The organism is Methylosinus sp. RM1 (assembly GCF_011378635.1).
Taxonomy (GTDB): Bacteria; Pseudomonadota; Alphaproteobacteria; order Rhizobiales; family Beijerinckiaceae; genus Methylosinus; species Methylosinus sporium.
In genome coordinates, this window is sequence record NZ_WOVC01000008.1 from 128236 (window position 1) to 145293 (window position 17058).

A 17058-nucleotide genomic window follows, 5' to 3' on the forward strand; every position below is an offset into this window, starting at 1 on the left:
TCGGTCTGTCATGGCGCGGCCGTGTCCGGAATGCTGACATGGCTTCGTCGTGGTGCTAGCGTTTCGAACGTATGCCGAGAGGGTTTCCGAAAATGGGCGAACCTGCACGAAACGCGGCGACGCTTCGTCTGGCGGCAAAATATGTGTGGGGCACGCCGCCGGAGATCGTCGTCTCGAGCGGCTTGCGAGGCCTCGTCGTGAATGTGATGGAGCTCGGCGTCTGGGAGGACGCCAATGAGCTGCTCGAGCTGATCGGGCCGGAGCTATTCGTCGATGTGCTCGAATCGCCGCCTCCGGGCGCGATCTCCAGCCGATCGCTGGCGTTCTGGCATTATCGCTTGGGCCGGCCGGGCGCGCCGCCGAAAGCGCGCAAGAGATTCGCGTGATGGAGCGCCAATGCTGACGCCTTTGCTCGACGCGCTGCCCGCGCCGCAACGTGGTCTCTGGCCACTGCTCGCGCGGATACCACGCCATTATGCGCTCTACGGCGGCGCGGCGATCGCGCTTCGTCTCGGGCACCGCACGTCGGTCGATTTCGATTTTTTCTCGGATGTTCCGCTGGACGACGGCGCCAAGAGCGCGCTCCTCGACGTTTTGCATGGTCTCGGTCGCGTTTCCGTGCTGCAAAACGACAAGAATACATTGACCGTGAGCGTTTCACGGGACGACGAGCCCGTAAAGCTGTCTTTCTTCGGAGGGATGTCGAACGGCCGTGTGGGCGAGCCCGAAAAGACCGCCGACGATGTTCTATGCGTCGCGTCTCTCGACGATCTGCTCGCCCATAAGCTGAAAGTGATTCACGACCGCGCCGAGGGAAAGGACTATCAAGACATTGCCGCTATGCTGGCCGCCGGCCAGAGCCTCGCGCATGGCCTCGCCGCCGTCAGAGAGACGCGCGAAGCGATCCAGCTGGATCGCTTCGCGGCAATGACGTTCAAAACGCCCATTTCATTCCGGCGTAGACCGCGCGGCCATAGCCCGGATAAAAGGCCGCCGGATTCGACGCGCGCGCGTCGATGATCGTCGTCACATCGCTGATGTAATGGCGATCGGCGAGATTGCGCGCATCGACATAGAAGGTGAGCCCATAGGGCAGCTTCATGCCCGCCTGAACGCCGAGCAGCACATAGCCGGGCGTCTGCAGCGTGTGCATGTAATCGACGTAAGAACCTTCCGGAACCCAATCGATCGAGGGCGCGACATAGAGCCCGTCGGGCCGGCTGTAGGCGAGCGTCGTGCGCAGCACATGGCGCGGAACGCCAGCGAGCGGATTGTTTCCGTAATTGGCGTCGCCGACGAAGCGGAAGTCGCTCCATGTCCAGACTTGGCTCAGCTTCAGCACATCATCGGGCGCGGTGATGTTGCGCCACAGATCGACGCTGGCGGCGAGCTCGACGCCCTGATGCATGGTGCGCTTGGCGTTGAAGGTCGTCGCCGGCACGCCCGCGCCGGGATTGGCGCTGAACTTCAGCAATTCGTCCTGCAGCTCGGTGTGATAGAAAGTCACGTCCCAGGAGAAGCGATCCCATTTGCCGCGCGAGCCGATCTCGCCGGTCCAGGCCTTTTGCGATGCGAGCGGCGTGAAGGAGGCGCCGGGCGTCGGCGGGAAAAAACCCTGCGTCAGATCGATGAAATCGGGAACGTCGCGGCTGCCGGTCATATCGGCGAAGAATTGAATCTCCGGCGTCGGCTGGAACATCAGTCCGACCTTGGGCACGACGCCGCGATAATTCTTCTCCGTGTGATTGGCGAGCGGCTCATAGGAAATGCCGCCGAGCACGGAATAGCGGCGATCGTCGCTGAAGATTTTCGCGCCGAACATCAGAGCGAGCTGCGGGGCGATATAGAAGCGATCCTCGAAATAGGCCTCGAGATTGAGCGCCGCCATGCGATTGTTGCGGATCTGAGCGCTCAGCCCCGGATTGATGAAGGTTCCGCAAAAGCCGAAGCAGGAGCCCGCGGCGCCGAATTGCGCGAGGCCGTTGAAGGAATAGGGCGGGAAGGAAAAAGCCGCATTGGCGAAATTGGCCGGTATCGCGCCATAGGGATTGAGCTTCGCGGCATTGTAATTGGAATACCAATTATCGGTGGAGCCGCCGCCCCACACGCGCCCGCCCACTGTCAGCTCGTTCCTATGGCCGGCGATCTCGAATTTCGTCGTCAGCTTCGGCGCGAAGCCCCAGCTCTCGCCTTCCTGCTCTATGACGACGAAGATCGGATGATAGAGGTAATTGTGGATGAACCAGCTGTCGACGTCGATGCGGCCTATGTCCGTTTCGAATGTCGTCTTGTTGGAGATGCGCTGGTTGCGGACATTGCGCGCCTGATCGGCGCCGAAGCCATCCGAGCCGAAGCCGGCGATATAGGGCAGCGTCGCGAGCGTCGGATTGCTGCGCGCATTATTGAGCGTCAGCGTGCCGGGCAATTGCTGATTTGTGTCATAGACGCCGAAGTAGAAGCGCGTCTCGATATTGTCGGAGAAGCGATAGCCGATATTGCCGTTGATCTGCACATAGTCGGATTGCGAATGGGTGCGGAACCCGTCCGAATGCGAGAAGGTTCCGTTGACGAGGAAATCGAAGTCGCCGATGACGCGCGACACCTGCGCTTGTCCGCGAATGGAGCCGAAGCTGCCGCCGTCGATCGCGAGCATGTTGGGCGCGAGCGCGGTGCGCGCCGTGGGCGAGACGAAATTGATCGCGCCGCCCAATGTCGAGGAGCCGAAAGAGAGCGCGTTGCCGCCCTTATAGACCTCGATCGAGCGGAAATATTTGGGGTCGATCTCGTAGAAATCGCCGCCGCCGTCGGCATAGTTCATCGGAATGCCGTCCTGCAGCAGCTCGAAGCCGCGCAGATGATAATCGCGCGTGAGATTGGAGCCGCGCATGGAGAGGCGCAGCTCTTGCCCGTAGCGCGTATCGACGAAGACGCCGGGGACGTCCTTCAGCGCGTCGCGCAGATCGGCGATATGGCGCGTCTGCATTTCCGGCGCGGCGGCGTCGACGAAAGCGACAGAGCCGACAGTCTGCTCGATGCGGCGCCTTTGCTCCGCGACCGAGGGAACAGTGAGCGAGCCCGTCTGCGGCGCCGCATCGGCGGAGCGCGCGTCCGAGCCGATGTCGATCGGCGGCAGCGCCGATTGCGCAAAGGCTGCGGGAGTCGCGAGGAGAAGCGCGCCGGCGGCGACGCCGCGCGAAAGAAGGCTGCGATACATGGAATGTCTCCTGAGACGGCGTCGCGCCGTTCGAAGCGAAGTCGGAACGCGGCTTTCGCCGCATGGCGTTGCTGTCAGGAGAAAAGTGGCGGCGCGCGTGACGACCAGGATGTCGTCCAGCCGATCGGCGCAGGTCGTGGGCGATCTGCGGTCGCGCGGATCGGCGTCGCATGCGCGTCGGCGGCGAGAGCCGTGACGATGAAGGAGCCGATGACGGCGACGCCGTCGCGCAGGCTCCATTCGCAGAGCAGGCAGCAATGCGAATGGGCGCCTTCGCCGGCGGGCGTCTGGCGATGGTCCCGCGTCGCGCAATCGGGCGCGGCGAGCGCGATTTCGGCTCGCGCATTCGTCGCGAGGGCGAAAGGCGCCGCGGCGAACAGCAATTGCAGCAGCAGCGGAAGAACGGCGAGGATCGTGGCGAGCGCGTGCGAGCGGCGCGCCGCTCCTCGGCCTGCTTCGATCATCCGCTTCGCCTCGTTCATTCGGCTCTCGCGCCGCGCGAACCGTCGCTCGGTTCCGCTTTCGTTTTCTTGGTAACTGACCAATAGTCGCGAGGCAAGCCGAAGCGACCGCCTGCAGCTGCTCGCTACGGAGATTTCCGAGGGTTGTGACCTCGAGGACACAGTCACGCGCGTCCGAGGCGCAGGCCGGCGGCAAAGGATTCGATCGCCGCGGCGACGACGTCCGGCCGATCGACGGCGACGAAATGGCGGGCCTCGCGCAAGAGCAGGACGGAGGCTTTCGGCGCCTTGGCGAGAAGATTGGCGTAAAAGGCCGATATCTCGTCTTCGCTGCGGCCGGCGAGGTAGGAATCGGTCGCCGCCAGAGCGAGCAGAGGCGCGTCGAGCCGCGCGAGCTCCGGCCGCAAATCGGCGGAAAGCATCTCGACGACATAAGCGGCGGTCGCGGCGGGATCGCTGTGTGCGGCGCGCTCGGCGAAACGCTCGGCCTGCCGCGAATCGTTCATGCGCGCGGCGAGAAAGCCGCGCAATCTCTCTCGAAAGCGGACAGGATCGCCGGCGCCGACGGAAAATTGCGCGGCGAGGCGCTGCGCTGTGGCGGCGCGCTCCTCGGCCGTCGCGCCGGCGAGGGCGGGGAAGACCGGGTAGCCGTCCAGAGTGATGATTCCGCCGAACAGCTCGGGACGCGCCGCTGCGGTCTTCAGCGCGATGAAGGCGCCGAGGCTATGGCCGACGAGGAGCGGCCGCTTCAGAGCGGCCACATAGGCCGCGATATCGGCGCAAATGCGCGGGATCATCGGCGTCTCGATCGGCGTACGGCCGTCGAAGCCGGGCAGCGTCAAAGCGTGAATCGAAAAGCGCGGGGAAAGCCGGCGGGCGATCTCCTCCAGCGCCCAAGCGCCGCAGGCGAGGCCCGGGATCAGCACAAGAGGCTCGCCGGCGCCGCTCAGCTCTAAAGAGAGAACGCCGAATTGCGTCGCGACGCCGGCGAGAGCGGGCGCTGCTGCGAGAAGGCTCGTTCCAGCGAGCAGCGCGCGTCGGCTGAGCGTGGTCATGGAATCGGGCGATGATGCGGGTCGAGCGGCGTATGGCCGCCGGCGGCGTCCACGGCGACCACGCCGTCGAATCGCGACATGCGCTCGAGCAGGGCGGGGGAGAGCCGGCGCTCGGCCGTCGCCAGCGAGGCGGCGAGCGCCTCGGCGCGGGGCCGCGCGAGGCCGAGCTTTTCGAGCGAGGCGCTCTGCTTCAACGCGTCGCCGGCGCAGAGCGAAATCTCCCATTTGCCGTCTTTGCGGCGCAGCAGCGCGCGGCCGCCTTGCTCGCCCTGCGCCCAATCCGCGATGGCGATGTCGCCGTCGACGACGATCGGCTCCACGGCGAGCGGCGAGTCGGGACGGTCGAAGGTCTGCATGAGGAGATGTTTCACGGCGGCTTCGTCATCGCCGGCAGCCGCGACGGCGACGTTCGCGCCGAGGAGGAGAGAAAAAAGCGCCGCGCCGCATCTGGCTCTTCGAAAAAAACGCATCTCGCCCCCCATTTCGATCGTCGGAAATTATTGGTAAGTTACCAACTCGGGTTTGGCAAGCGTCCCATGAAGAAAGCTCGTCCCCATGCGAAAGGAATGGCGAGGGCGCGCCGCCGCATTGCCCAGACGAGCAGGTTTTTGGTAGGGAGCCGGCATCGAGCTCGGAAAGATCGGCAGTGACGGCGGAAATCAGCGTCAGACAGCGGATATTGAACGCCGCGCTCGATATCGTCGAAAAAGACGGCGTCGAGGCGCTGACCCAGCCGCGCGTCGCCAAGGCCGCGGGCGTGCGGCAGTCGCATCTCACTTATTATTTCCCGCGCAAGGCCGATCTCTTCGTCGCTCTGCTGCAGGCCTCGCATGATCGCGCCGAGCGCGCGGGCGCCGCCACGGAGGCCGACGAGCTTTTCGACACGCTGCGCAATCTCATGCTCGGACGCGGGCGGATGCGCTTCTTTCTCGCCATCGTTCTGGGCGCGAGCGAGGAGGATGAGCTGCGGCCGATCCTCGCCGCCCATGCGCAGGGGTTGACGCGCCGCGTCGCCGCCTATTTCGGGCGAGAGGCGGACGATCCTGCGGCGGCCGGCTTCGTCGATCGGCTGCGTGGCTTCGGCCTGCGGGCGCTGCTCGAGCCCGGCCTCGCGGAGATCGAGACGGGTGAATTGGAGCGGCTCGCCGCCGAATTCGGCCTCCGCCGCCCGAAGAATTGACGCGCCGCGTCAACGATGCGCGCGTCCGGCGCTTGACGAGCCGCGACTCAAAATGCTCAACGTGCGCGAGCGGCGTCCGCCGGCGCCGGCCCGACCAATCAGGAGAACGATATGACGACGGAGATCGTGATCGTTTCCGCGGCGCGCACTGCTGTGGGATCGTTCAACGGAGCTTTCGGTTCAACGCCCGCCCATGAATTGGGCGCGGTCGCTGTCAAGGCCGCTATCGAGCGCGCCAAATTGGAGGCCGCCGACGTCGACGAGGTCATCCTGGGTCAGGTCCTCGGCGCGGCGCAGGGACAGAACCCCGCGCGTCAGGCCGCCATCAAGGCGGGCGTGCCGCAGGACAAGACCGCTTTCGGCATCAATCAGGTGTGCGGCTCCGGCCTGCGCGCGGTGGCGCTCGCCGCTCAGCAGATTCAGTCTGGCGACGCGAGCATCGTCGTCGCCGGCGGCCAGGAGTCCATGTCGCTGTCGCAGCACTCGGCGCACATGCGCGCCGGCACCAAAATGGGCGATGTGAAGTTCGTCGACACGATGATCGTCGACGGCCTCACCGACGCCTTCAACAATTACCACATGGGCATCACGGCGGAGAATGTCGCGGCCAAGTGGCAGATCAGCCGCGCCGAGCAGGACGCTTTCGCCGTCGCCTCGCAGAACAAGGCCGAGGCGGCGCAGAAGGCCGGCAAGTTCAAGGACGAGATCGTTCCCTTCACCGTCTCCTCCCGCAAGGGCGATGTGATCGTCGATCAGGACGAATACATCAAGCATGGCGTGACGCTCGAGGGCGTCGCCAAGCTGAAGCCGGCTTTCACTAAGGACGGCACGGTGACGGCGGCCAACGCCTCCGGCCTCAATGACGGCGCGGCGGCGCTCGTCATCATGACGGCGGCGGAAGCGGCCAAGCGCGGCCTCACGCCGCTCGCCCGCATCGCCTCCTGGGCGACCGCCGGCGTCGATCCGTCGATCATGGGCTCCGGCCCGATCCCGGCCTCGCGCAAGGCGCTGGAGAAGGCCGGCTGGAAGATCTCCGACCTCGATCTCGTCGAGGCCAATGAGGCTTTCGCCGCGCAGGCTCTGGCCGTGAACAAGGACCTCGGCTGGGATCCGGCGATCGTCAACGTCAATGGCGGCGCCATCGCCATCGGCCATCCGATCGGCGCCTCGGGCGCGCGCATTCTGACGACGCTGCTCTATGAGCTCGGACGCCGCGGCGGCAAGCGCGGCCTCGCCACGCTCTGCATCGGCGGCGGCATGGGCGTCGCCCTGACGATCGAGCGCTAAATATAAAAGGACCGCGCGCCTCTGAAGGCTCGCGGTCCGATTCTTTGAAAATTCGATGAAGGAGGACGAGGTGGGCAGAACAGCGGTTGTGACGGGCGGCACGCGCGGCATCGGCGAGGCGATTTCCAAGGCGTTGAAGGCCGCCGGCTATAATGTCGCCGCGACCTACGCCGGCAATGACGAGGCGGCGAACAAGTTCAAGGCGGAGACCGGCATTCCGCTCTACAAGTTCGACGTGTCGGACTATGACGCCAGCGCCGCCGCCATTGCGCAGATCGAGAAGGATCTGGGCGCGGTCGATGTGCTCGTGAACAACGCCGGCATCACCAAGGATCGTCTGTTCCACAAGATGGAGCTGGCGCAATGGCGCGCGGTGATCGACACCAACCTCAACTCGCTGTTCAACGTCACGCGCCCGGTCATCAACGGCATGCGTGACCGCGGCTTCGGCCGCATCATCGTCATCTCGTCGATCAATGGCCAGAAGGGCCAGGCCGGCCAGACGAACTATTCCGCCTCCAAGGCCGGCGACATCGGCTTCGTCAAGGCGCTGGCGCAGGAGAGCGCTTCCAAGGGCGTCACCGTCAACGCCATCGCGCCCGGCTATATCGCCACGGAGATGGTGAAGGCCGTGCCGCAGGACGTGCTCGATAAGCACATCATTCCTTACATCGCCGTCGGCCGCCTCGGCGAGCCGGAGGAGATCGCCCGCGCGGTCGTGTTCCTCGCCTCGGACGACGCCGGCTTCATCACCGGCTCGACGCTGACCATCAATGGCGGCCAGTATCTGGCCTGACGCTCTTCGCGCTCGAGCGGTCCCGCTCGAGCGCGCTTCCTCTGTGAGCGCCGTCTCGCCCCGCCTGCGGGCGAAAGAATCATGCTACTTAGGCCGGCTCCTCCGACCTCTCGTCGGCGAGCGGCAGGGTGAAGCTCAGCCGCGCGCCGCCGCCGGGATTCTGCTCCGCCCACAACTTCCCGTAATGCGCTTCGACGATCGCGCGTGAGACGGGCAGGCCGACGCCGAGCCCGTGCATCTTGGTCGTGGTGAAGGGCTCGAACAGCTCATTCAGCAAATCGTCGGCGAGGCCGGCGCCCGTGTCGATGATGTCCGTGCGGATCATCCCGCCCTCGATGAGACGCGTCGAGATCACGAGCTCGCGCTTGTCGGCGCCCTGCATCGCTTCGAGCGCATTGCGCTTCAGATTGATCAGCGCCTGCCGAATCTGAGCGCGATCGACGATGACGGCGTCGTCCGCCGCGTCGAGATCGAGCGTCGTCGTCACCTTGACATTGCTGCGCGCCATGTCGGTGGAGGCGCAGGCGTCGCGGATGATGTCGTGCAGCCGCTGCTGCGTCTTGTCCGGCTCGGCGCGGGTGACGTAGCCGCGCAATTGGCTGATGATCTGCGCCGCGCGGGTCACTTGCGCGACGGCGCTGTCGAGAATGGGGTCGAGATCGCTCGCCGCTTCCGCGTTGCGGCGAAGCACGCGCCGGGCGGCGCTCAGATAGGTCGCGATGGCCGATAGCGGCTGATTGATTTCATGCGCGACATTCGCCGCCATCTGCGCCATCAGGTCGAGGCGATCGGAACGCAGCTTGCGCATTTGCGCCTCGGCGCGACGCCGGTCGGTGAGATCGCGCAGGAATAGCGCCAGCAGCCGCTCGCCGTCATGCGCCGCCTCGCTGACGGAGAGCTCCAGCGGAAACAGCGAGCCGTCCTTGCGGCGGCCGATACGCTCTGGCTCGGCCTCGGCGGGCGCCGCCCCATCGGCGCCCAGCGTCGCGAAACGCGGGTCGTGGAGCGGCTCCGGGAACAGCATGTCGACCGATCGCCCGATCGCCTCCGCCGCCGCATAACCGAAGAGCCGCGTCGCCGCGGAGTTGACGGCGTGAATGACGCCGTCGCCGTCGATGATGACGATTGCGTCGCCCGCGCCTTCGACGATCGCGCGCAGGCGCGCCTCGCTCGCCCGTCGCTCCCGCTCGGCGCGCGATTTCTCGCTGAGATCGCTGATCATCACCGCATAGCCGTAGAGATTGTCGGAATCGTCGCGCAGCGGGGCGATCAGCTCCTCGGCCGGGAAGATCGAGCCGTCCCGGCGCCGGCGCGGTTCTATTCGCTTGACGACGCCGCGCTCCGCGAGAGCGCTCAGTTCCTCTTGCGTGTCGGCCGAATGCAGGATCGATAGGCGGCGGCCCAGAATTTCGTCGCGGCTCCAGCCGGTGATGCGCTCGGCCGCCTCGCTCCAGGCGACGATGAGGCCTTGCCGGTCCAGCGAGAAGATCGCCGAGGACGGCGCGCCCTCAGCGAGCAGGCGAAAATGCTCCTCGCTCTGCCGCAGCGCCTTGCGCGCGCGCTCATAGTCGAGGCTCTTGATCGTCTCCCAGCGGCCGCCGCGGCGGATCAGCGCGAATTCGTGCCGGGCGATCACCTCGACGATTTCGGGAGCGCCGATCAGCCGCAGCGAATAGGCGCAGAGCGTTATCATGCGGAACGAGCCGTGCAAGTCTCCGAGCCCGCTCTCATAAGCCATGAAGAGCGGCCAGTGGGAGGGATCGAATTCGAAAGAGTTGCCGCAGGCGCGCAGCCCGTCGAAACCGTCGCGAAGCGCCGCATCATGGGCTTCTCGCCAATCGTTCAGCACACGATCGCAGTCTATTTTGCCGGTACGAAGATACCATTCCTCGCTCGATACTATGTCGATGCGGCCGCGAGCGATATCGGCCTCGAGATCGGGAACGAGCGTCGCCAGGCGCGCCTTTGCGGCGGCGACCGTCAATGGCGGCGCGGCGATCCACAAGCAGCGCTCATTGGCGGCGATGCCGGCCGCGAAATAGGGAGCGACGATGTCGAGAAGATCGTCGACGTCCTCGTAGAACTGGCAGAAATGCGTGCCCCACGGCAAATCTCCCGCGCCCTCTATGCCGGATGGGCGCGACAGCCGCTCGCTCCGCGACCGAAGAGTCACGAATTCCGTAGCGGTCTCAGCCTGCATGTATATTCATTCCAGTAGAGATCGCCGCCGTCTCCGGTTTGCAGGGCGCTAGCCCGCTCGCCTTCGATCCGCCAATCGGATGGGACCAAATGCGAGCATTGTCAAAATGGGACAATGCTTCATCGTCGCCTGTGCCGATCAAGAACCGCGCCACAAGGCGCCTGTCCCGGAGTGAAGCGGAGGAGCGCCTTTCAATGGCTCGCCGCGCTGCGGGCGGCGACCACCTCATGCGCCTGCCGCCCGACCATTTCGGTCAGATGATCGAAGCGGGCCTCGAAAAATCCGGCGCCCGAGGTGGCCGAGCGCAGCTCGACGATGAGATCGCCGATCTCCGCCTCCGGAATGAGCGCGTCGAGCGCGTCCCAGCCGTCCCATTCCGGGCGCGGCCCGAAGCCCAATATCTGCCCGCGCCGGGCCGAAACAATGCCGGTGGCGCGGGAGACCGCCTCGCTCGGCGCGAATATCGCCACGGCGAGCATGGGCTCGAGCAGCACCGGCTCCGCTCTGCCCAGCGCCTCGATCATGCCGAGGCGCGCCGCCGTGCGGAAGGCCATGTCGGAGGAATCGACGCTATGATAGGAGCCGTCGACCAGCACCGCCTCCACATCGACCACAGGGAAGCCGAGCGGCCCGCGCGCCAGCGCGTCCCGGCAGCCGGCTTCGACCGAGGAGAAGTATTGTTTTGGCACAGTGCCGCCATGGACCCGCTCGGCGAAGCTGAAGCCTTCGCCGCGCCCGCGGGGCGACACCTCCAGCACCACATCGCCGAACTGGCCATGGCCGCCCGACTGCTTCTTGTGGCGCCCGCGCACGCTCACCGCATGGCGGATCGTCTCCTTGTAGCCGACAGCGGGCGCGTGCGTGGCGACGGTCACGCCATAGCGCGTGGCGAGCCGTTCCAGCGCGACGCGAATATGCATCTCGCCCTGGCCGAGCAGCTTCATCTCGCCGAGCGCCTGATCCTGAACGAAGACCAGCGACGGGTCCTCGTCGATGAGCTTGGCCAGCGCCGCGGCGAGACGCATCTCGTCCTTGCGGTCCCCGACCGAGAGCGCCAGCCCATAGACCGGACGCGGCGGCGCGAGCGGCGCCGGCGCCTGCGGGGCGCCGGCGCGGGCGTCCTGCACGGCTTCGCCGGCGGCGATCCCATCGAGCCGGCCGAAAGCCACGGTCTCGCCCGCTTCCGCTTTCGGCTGACGCATCGTCATCGCGCCGAGCAGCGAGGAGACGCCGCTGATCTTCTCCTCCGCGCCGGAGGAGCCGATCACCTGCTGTCCGTCCGAGAAGGCGCCGCGCAGCACGCGCGCCAGCGACAGCTTGCCGCCATGCGGCGTATGGATGGAGCGGAACACATGGGCGAGCGCGGGGCCGGCGTCCGCAATTCCGAGCCGCGCCCGCGTCGCGGCGACGCCGGGCGCCTCATGGCGCAGCGCTTTCAGCAGCCGCGTCACGCCGGCGCCGCGCTCCGCCGCGCCGATGAACACGGGCGCGACATGGCCGAAGCGAAGCTCTTTGGCGAGATCGTCGAAAATCTGGTCGCGCGGCGGCTCTATGTCGCTGAGCAATTCCTCCATCAGCGCATCGTCGTAATCGGCGAGACGCTCCAGCATGGAATAGCGCGCTTCCTTCTCCAGCACGGTTTCGCCATCGGGCATGGCGACGACCTGCGAGGGCGCGTGCTCGCGATAGACATAGGCCCGCTCCAGCGCGAGATCGATGAAGCCGACGGCGATGCCATTGTTCCACAGCGGGATCTGCCGCAGCAGCAGCGGCGTGCGCGAGGCCGTCTGCAGCAGAGCGAGAGACTCTCGCAGATTGCCGGCGGCGGCGTCGATCTTGTTGAGGAACAGAAAATGCGGAACGCGCGCCTCCTCCACCGCGCGCAGCACGAGCTGCAAGGCCGGCAGCTTGCGCGGATCGGATTCGGCGACGACGATGGCGGCGTCGGCGACGGCGAGCGCGCGGCGCTGCTCATCGGCGAATTCCACCGAGCCGGGACAATCGACGAAAGTGTAGCCGTCGCCGAGATAATCGGCGCGGCCGATATTGCATTCGACGCTCATCGCATGGGCGCGCGCTTCCGGCGACGCGTCGCCGACCGTCGCGCCGTCGCGCACGAAGCCCTGTCGTTGCACGGCGCCGCAACGCGCGAGCAGACATTCGAAGAGGCTGGTCTTGCCGCTCTGAAAAGGGCCGACCAGCGCGATCATGCGCGCGCCTTCGGCTCGCGCCGCGCCGGACGTTCTCGTTTCACTCATGTCCCGCTCCCGTTCCCGGCGCCGGCGAGTGGAAACCTTGTCGGCTCCGTCGAGGTCGATGCTCCCACCAGTTTGGCGCGCGCGCAAGTATGGAAAAGCGATGCGCCGCCGCATGGATGCGCGGGAGCCGCGAGCTATGCGAGCCGATGCGGAACGACGCCGCTCCACTCGGCCCAGCGCCCGTGAAAATCCGCGCGGCCGAGCGCAAGGCTCTCGCCGCCCGGCCAGAGCGTCAACGTGAGCGCGGCGGAGCGCGTGTCGCCGTCCGCCTCCATTTGCAGCCGTGCGAGCGGCGTCTCGCGGCTCGTTGCGGCGCCCGCCGCCTCGAGCGCGGCAGTGGCGCGGCGTTTGGTCTCGAGCGGCAAATATTGCCAGACGACCGTGTGATAGACGAAGCGTGCGACATTGCGCGTGGGCGGAGCCGCAAGCCGCGCCGCGAGCCAATCGCCGGCGTCGGCGCGCTCGACGCGCTCGGGCCGTGCGGCGGCGCAAGCGAGCGCGGTCTCCATGCGTGCGAGGCGCTCGCTCTGATCCGGCCAGACATAGGCGAGCAGTCGCGCGCGATGCTCGGCCTCGCCCGGATCGAGCGGATCGACGTCGCAGCCGGCGTGCGAGACGATCTGCAAAGGCGCGTCGAGCGACGGCGCTTCGCCGCGCCAATCGCAGGCGAGGCGAAGCGGCGCAGAAGGATCGCCGAAAGCGCCGACCCCAAGATCATAGGCATAACGATCGAAATGCAGATTGAGGCCGGCGCTGGCGCCGATCTCGAATGTCTCCAGCGGAAGGCCCGTCGCCGCGGCGACGATCAGCGCGCCCCCCAGAATGACGCTGGAGCGTCCCGTTTCATTGGTCTGCGGCGGACGATCGAGAAAGCCCGCCAAAAAATCGTCATGCGCCTCTATCGCGCGGGCGATCTCGCGCGCGAGCCGCGCTTCGTCGAGCGCATCGGGTGTGTAAACGGCGGCGAGCTTCGGCGCCTTTCCCGATCGCGCCAGAAAATGCAGCGCGCCGCAAGCGCGTAGCGCCAGCGCATCGGCCTTGGCGCGCGGACCCCAGGAAGAAATTCTGCGGCCGAAGGCGCTGCGCTCGTCGAGCCCGGCGGCGAGCGTCTCGCAGAGCGCGGCGGTGAAGGGCGAGGCGAGATCGCGGCACGCCTTCGCTTGAAAATCAAAGGCGTCGGCGATCTCGTCGGGCAGGCGGGAGTGGCGTTTTGTCATCGCTCGAAGCTTTTTCTCGCAATTTCGGGACGGAGGCCGCCCGGCTTCCACTCGCGGCCGAACCGCGTTAGTAAGGCCGCTTCTCTAGCAAGGAGCCTTCATGCGGCCGAGCAAACGCGCGCCAGACGAAATGCGTCCCGTCAGCTTCGAACGGGGCGTCGCCCGCTACGCCGAGGGCTCGTGCCTCGTCAAATTCGGCAACACGCATGTCCTATGCGCCGCGACGCTCGAGGACAAGCCGCCGCCGTGGCTGCGCGGGCAGGGGCGCGGCTGGGTGACGGCCGAATACGCCATGCTGCCGCGCGCCACCCATACGCGCACGCGCCGCGAGTCGAGCTCCGGCAAGCCGTCGGGCCGCACACAGGAGATTCAGCGCCTCATCGGCCGCTCGCTGCGCGCCGTCACCAATCTGCCGGCGCTGGGCGAGCGTCAGATCGTCGTCGATTGCGACGTCATCCAGGCCGATGGCGGCACGCGCACGGCCTCCATCACCGGCGCCTGGCTGGCGCTGCATGACTGCTTCCAATGGATGCGCTCGCGTTCCATCATCAAGGACAATCCGCTGCGCGACCATGTCGCCGCCGTCTCCTGCGGCGTCTGCAATGGCGAAGCGGTCATCGATCTCGATTATGCGGAGGATTCGACCGCCGAGACCGACGCCAATTTCGTCATCACCGGCGCGGGCGGGCTCGTCGAGGTGCAGGCGACGGCGGAAGTCGCCGTTTTCTCCGAGGACAATCTCGGCTCCATGCTGACGCTGGCGCGCGGCGGCATCGACAAGCTGGTGCAATTGCAGAAGGCGGCGCTGGCGTGACGCGCAGAATCGAAGGTCGTCTCGTCATCGCGACGCATAATCCCGGCAAGCTCTGGGAGCTGCGCCAGCTGCTCGAGCCGCATGGCGTCGACGCCGTCTCCGCCGGCGAGCTCGGCGTCGCCGAGCCGGAGGAGACGGAGACGACCTTCTCCGGCAATGCGCTCTTGAAAGCGCGCGCCTCTTGCGCGGCGACCGGCCTGCCGGCCTTCGCCGACGACTCGGGTCTCTGCGTCGATGCGCTGGATGGCGCGCCGGGCGTCTATTCGGCGCGCTGGGGCGGCGATGATCGCGACTTCGCCGCCGCCATCCGCCGCGTCGAGCGCGAGCTGAAAGAGCGCGACGCGACGGCGCCTTTCGCCGCGCATTTCATCTGCGCGCTCGCCATCGTCTGGCCGGACGGACATTTGGAAGAGTTCGAGGGCCGCGTCGATGGCGTGCTGGTGTTTCCGCCGCGTGGCGAGAAGGGTTTCGGCTATGATCCGATCTTTCTGCCGGACGGATTGGATCGCACCTTCGGCGAGATGATGTCGGCCGAAAAGCACGCGCTGCCGGGCGACGGCTCGCGCGCGCTGTCGCATCGCGCTCGCGCCTTTCAGGCTCTGGCGCGCGCCTGCCTCGCCTGACGCGGAAAGCCCCTGCGCGCTGCAGCGGGTGGGGGCTTCGCGAAGGGCGCGCGCGAGCTTTGCGCGCGTCAGTGCTTCTGATGCGAGCCGCCGCCGCTCTTGCCGCCCTTGTGGCCGGCTTCCGAGGCGAGGCCCTTGTCCTTGGAGAAGCTGCGCTCCTCGGCCGGCACGCTGTGGCCGCCCTTGCGCCCGGCCTCCGCCGCCAGCTCCCTATCCTTGGAGAAGCTGCGCTCCTCGGCCGGCACATTATGGCCGCCCTTGCGTCCCGCCTCGGCCGCCAGCCCCCTGTCTTTGGAGAAGCTGCGCTCCTCGGCCGGCACGCTCTGACCGCCCTTGCGCGCGATCTCATGCTGCTTGGCTTCGTCCATGGACGCGAAGCCGCGTTTGGAGGTCTCGTGTGACTCGGTTCTGGGCATGGAAGCCTCCGTTCGACGTCTGTCCGCCGACAACAATGGCGTCGATCCAAGGTTCCATCGCATTTTGAAGAGATTTGAGCGGAGCGGCGAGGCCGCCGTTCGCGCCGACGCTCCGACAAAAGCGGGCGCATCACCGCAATAAAATCTCCACCCGCCGATTCTCCGCCCGGCTCGCAGGATCGTCGCCCGCGACGATGGGCTGCTCGTCGCCGACGCCGGCGCTGGTCAGCCGCTCGCGCGAGACGCCGATGCGGCGCAGATAGTCGAAGACCGCGCGAGCGCGACGCTGCGACAAGTCGCGCTTGTCCTCGGGCGAGCCGACCGAATCCGAATGGCCGCGCAGCTCGAGCGCCGCCTCCGGGCATTGTTTCAGCGAGCCGGCGAGCCGCGCGAGGAATTTCTCCGCCCCCGCGCCGAGCGCGACGCTCTTGGCCGAGAAGCGGATTTTCTCCGAGGCGACGAGCGCCGCCAGCGCCGCGCGGCAGGGCGATGTCTCGGCGGCGGCCGCGGGCGGCGGCAGGCTCGGCCCTTCCGGCGCCGGCAGCGTCGGATCATTGGGGCTGTTCCAAACCAGCGTCGCGGACGGCGGCGGCGCGGCGGGGGGCGCGTTGCGCTCGGCCGAGCGGCCTTCAGCGATTTTGTCCTTGCGGCCTTTTTTTGGGGGAGACGGCGCCTCGACCAGCCGGGGCCGCGCGGCGAGGGCGGTGGCGAGGCGCTCCTGCTCGTGCTCCGCCCAGACGGCTGCGGCGGCGCGATGGGCGTCCTGCTCGGCGGAGGCGGCGGCGAGCGCCTCCTCGCGCTGGGCGGCGGCCTCCGGCGAGAGGGAGTCGACGCGCCAGACTATCCGCACGCCGGCGGCGCTCGCCAGCCGCTCGGCCAGCGCCCGATGGCCGGAAGCGTCGGCGGGCAGAAAGACGTCGCGGCCGCTGACCTCGAAATTCAGAGGGTCGCCGCCCTCCCGCTGCACCAGCGAGCCGAGGCGATGCCCCAGCGCATCCTCGAGGCTCTTCGCCGCCTCGCTATTGGCGAGAATGGCGATGACGGCGACCACGCCGGCGCCGATGCGCCAGCCCGGATGATCGCGCGCGATCGGCCCCGACCACAGCGCGACCGCGCCGAGCCCGGCCAGAAAGGCGACGTAGAGCGCGAACACCCCTTCGAGATAGAGCGCGAAACGGCCGAGCGCGGCCTTGGCGAGAATAGCGGCCAGGCACAGCGTCAGGGCGAGCAGAAAATCTCCCTCGCGCAGGAGCGAGGGATCGTCGCCCGCGCGGCGCGGGCTGGCGAGGCCGGAGAGGACGCCGACGAGGAAAGCGCTGGCGAGCCAAAGTCCATAGAAGCCGAGGAAATAGGTCATGTGTCGAGAATCGTCGGCTGGAGCGAGCGACCGGAGCCGACGTGGGACGGCGAGCAGAATCGCCGCGGCTCGCCCGGCAATTAACGTCGAATCGGCTCGTTTCAAGCTTTCGGCGAGACCGTCGCCTTTCGCGGCGCGGGGATGGCGAGAGGAAGAGGACGAGACTGAGGCTCGGTGATG

General features: G+C 67.1%; 16 protein-coding genes. 7 read left to right on the forward strand and 9 right to left on the reverse strand.

Translation table 11 applies throughout. The features are described 5' to 3' along the window. Positions 1–92 precede the first annotated feature (92 nt). Together FMZ75_RS07920 and FMZ75_RS07925 are read left to right on the forward strand one after the other, a co-directional pair. Positions 93–386, forward strand: coding sequence for a hypothetical protein (locus tag FMZ75_RS07920; RefSeq protein WP_166141988.1), 294 nt, complete (start codon positions 93–95; stop codon positions 384–386). A gap of 10 nt (positions 387–396) precedes the next feature. After that, a complete protein-coding gene (locus FMZ75_RS07925) occupies positions 397–1020 on the forward strand; it encodes a nucleotidyl transferase AbiEii/AbiGii toxin family protein (RefSeq protein WP_166141990.1) in 624 nt (207 codons plus the stop codon). Here the strand turns inward: FMZ75_RS07925 and FMZ75_RS07930 are convergent. The 4 genes from FMZ75_RS07930 to FMZ75_RS07945 all read right to left on the reverse strand — a co-directional run bounded on the left by FMZ75_RS07930 (position 935) and on the right by FMZ75_RS07945 (position 5101). Continuing rightward, on the reverse strand, positions 935–3214 hold the full coding sequence (locus FMZ75_RS07930; RefSeq protein ID WP_166141992.1) for a TonB-dependent receptor domain-containing protein: 2280 nt from the start codon (positions 3212–3214) through the stop codon (positions 935–937). The genes FMZ75_RS07925 and FMZ75_RS07930 overlap by 86 nt on opposite strands. 74 nt (positions 3215–3288) lie before the next feature. Further along, positions 3289–3696 carry a hypothetical protein gene (locus FMZ75_RS07935; protein WP_166141994.1) on the reverse strand — a complete coding sequence of 136 codons (408 nt, stop codon included), beginning with the start codon at positions 3694–3696 and terminating at the stop codon, positions 3289–3291. 143 nt (positions 3697–3839) lie between these two features. Next, positions 3840–4730 (reverse strand): alpha/beta fold hydrolase, encoded by an 891-nt coding sequence (locus tag FMZ75_RS07940; protein ID WP_166141996.1) that lies wholly within the window; start codon positions 4728–4730, stop codon positions 3840–3842. Beyond that, positions 4727–5101 (reverse strand): copper uptake system-associated protein, encoded by a 375-nt coding sequence (locus FMZ75_RS07945; RefSeq protein ID WP_246659858.1) that lies wholly within the window; start codon positions 5099–5101, stop codon positions 4727–4729. Before FMZ75_RS07945 ends, FMZ75_RS07940 begins: the two co-directional genes overlap by 4 nt. A 275-nt stretch (positions 5102–5376) precedes the next feature. Between FMZ75_RS07945 and FMZ75_RS07950 the strand changes: the two genes are divergently transcribed. From FMZ75_RS07950 to phbB, 3 genes are all read left to right on the forward strand, one after another. Next, positions 5377–5910 (forward strand): TetR/AcrR family transcriptional regulator, encoded by a 534-nt coding sequence (locus tag FMZ75_RS07950; RefSeq protein WP_142863124.1) that lies wholly within the window; start codon positions 5377–5379, stop codon positions 5908–5910. Positions 5911–6021: 111 nt separating this feature from the next. After that, positions 6022–7197, forward strand: coding sequence for an acetyl-CoA C-acetyltransferase (locus FMZ75_RS07955; protein ID WP_166141998.1), 1176 nt, complete (start codon positions 6022–6024; stop codon positions 7195–7197). A gap of 70 nt (positions 7198–7267) precedes the next feature. Beyond that, the gene (phbB, locus tag FMZ75_RS07960) at positions 7268–7993 is read left to right on the forward strand and encodes an acetoacetyl-CoA reductase (protein WP_166142000.1); all 726 of its coding nucleotides are present in this window, start codon (positions 7268–7270) and stop codon (positions 7991–7993) included. 88 nt (positions 7994–8081) lie between these two features. On the opposite strand, the gene FMZ75_RS07965 is transcribed toward phbB, so the two are convergent. The 3 genes from FMZ75_RS07965 to FMZ75_RS07975 all read right to left on the reverse strand — a co-directional run bounded on the left by FMZ75_RS07965 (position 8082) and on the right by FMZ75_RS07975 (position 13668). Then, positions 8082–10193, reverse strand: a complete 2112-nt coding sequence (locus tag FMZ75_RS07965; RefSeq protein ID WP_246728847.1) for a PAS domain S-box protein — start codon at positions 10191–10193, stop codon at positions 8082–8084. Positions 10194–10384: 191 nt separating this feature from the next. Next, entirely contained in the window at positions 10385–12451 is a 2067-nt protein-coding gene (locus tag FMZ75_RS07970; RefSeq protein WP_166142002.1) for an elongation factor G, read from the reverse strand. A 134-nt stretch (positions 12452–12585) separates the two neighbouring features. Beyond that, positions 12586–13668 (reverse strand): DUF2332 domain-containing protein, encoded by a 1083-nt coding sequence (locus FMZ75_RS07975; protein ID WP_166142004.1) that lies wholly within the window; start codon positions 13666–13668, stop codon positions 12586–12588. A 100-nt stretch (positions 13669–13768) separates the two neighbouring features. Between FMZ75_RS07975 and rph the strand changes: the two genes are divergently transcribed. Together rph and rdgB are read left to right on the forward strand one after the other, a co-directional pair. Next, positions 13769–14482: a ribonuclease PH gene (rph, locus tag FMZ75_RS07980; RefSeq protein ID WP_108918088.1), complete on the forward strand. Its 714-nt coding sequence runs from the start codon at positions 13769–13771 to the stop codon at positions 14480–14482. Beyond that, positions 14479–15105 (forward strand): RdgB/HAM1 family non-canonical purine NTP pyrophosphatase, encoded by a 627-nt coding sequence (gene rdgB / locus FMZ75_RS07985; RefSeq protein WP_166142006.1) that lies wholly within the window; start codon positions 14479–14481, stop codon positions 15103–15105. The genes rph and rdgB overlap by 4 nt, the downstream gene beginning before the upstream one ends. A 68-nt stretch (positions 15106–15173) precedes the next feature. On the opposite strand, the gene FMZ75_RS07990 is transcribed toward rdgB, so the two are convergent. Further along, a complete protein-coding gene (locus tag FMZ75_RS07990) occupies positions 15174–15521 on the reverse strand; it encodes a general stress protein (RefSeq protein ID WP_166142008.1) in 348 nt (115 codons plus the stop codon). Between the two features lie 130 nt (positions 15522–15651). Then, positions 15652–16878, reverse strand: a complete 1227-nt coding sequence (locus FMZ75_RS07995; protein WP_166142010.1) for an OmpA family protein — start codon at positions 16876–16878, stop codon at positions 15652–15654. Positions 16879–17058 lie beyond the last annotated feature (180 nt).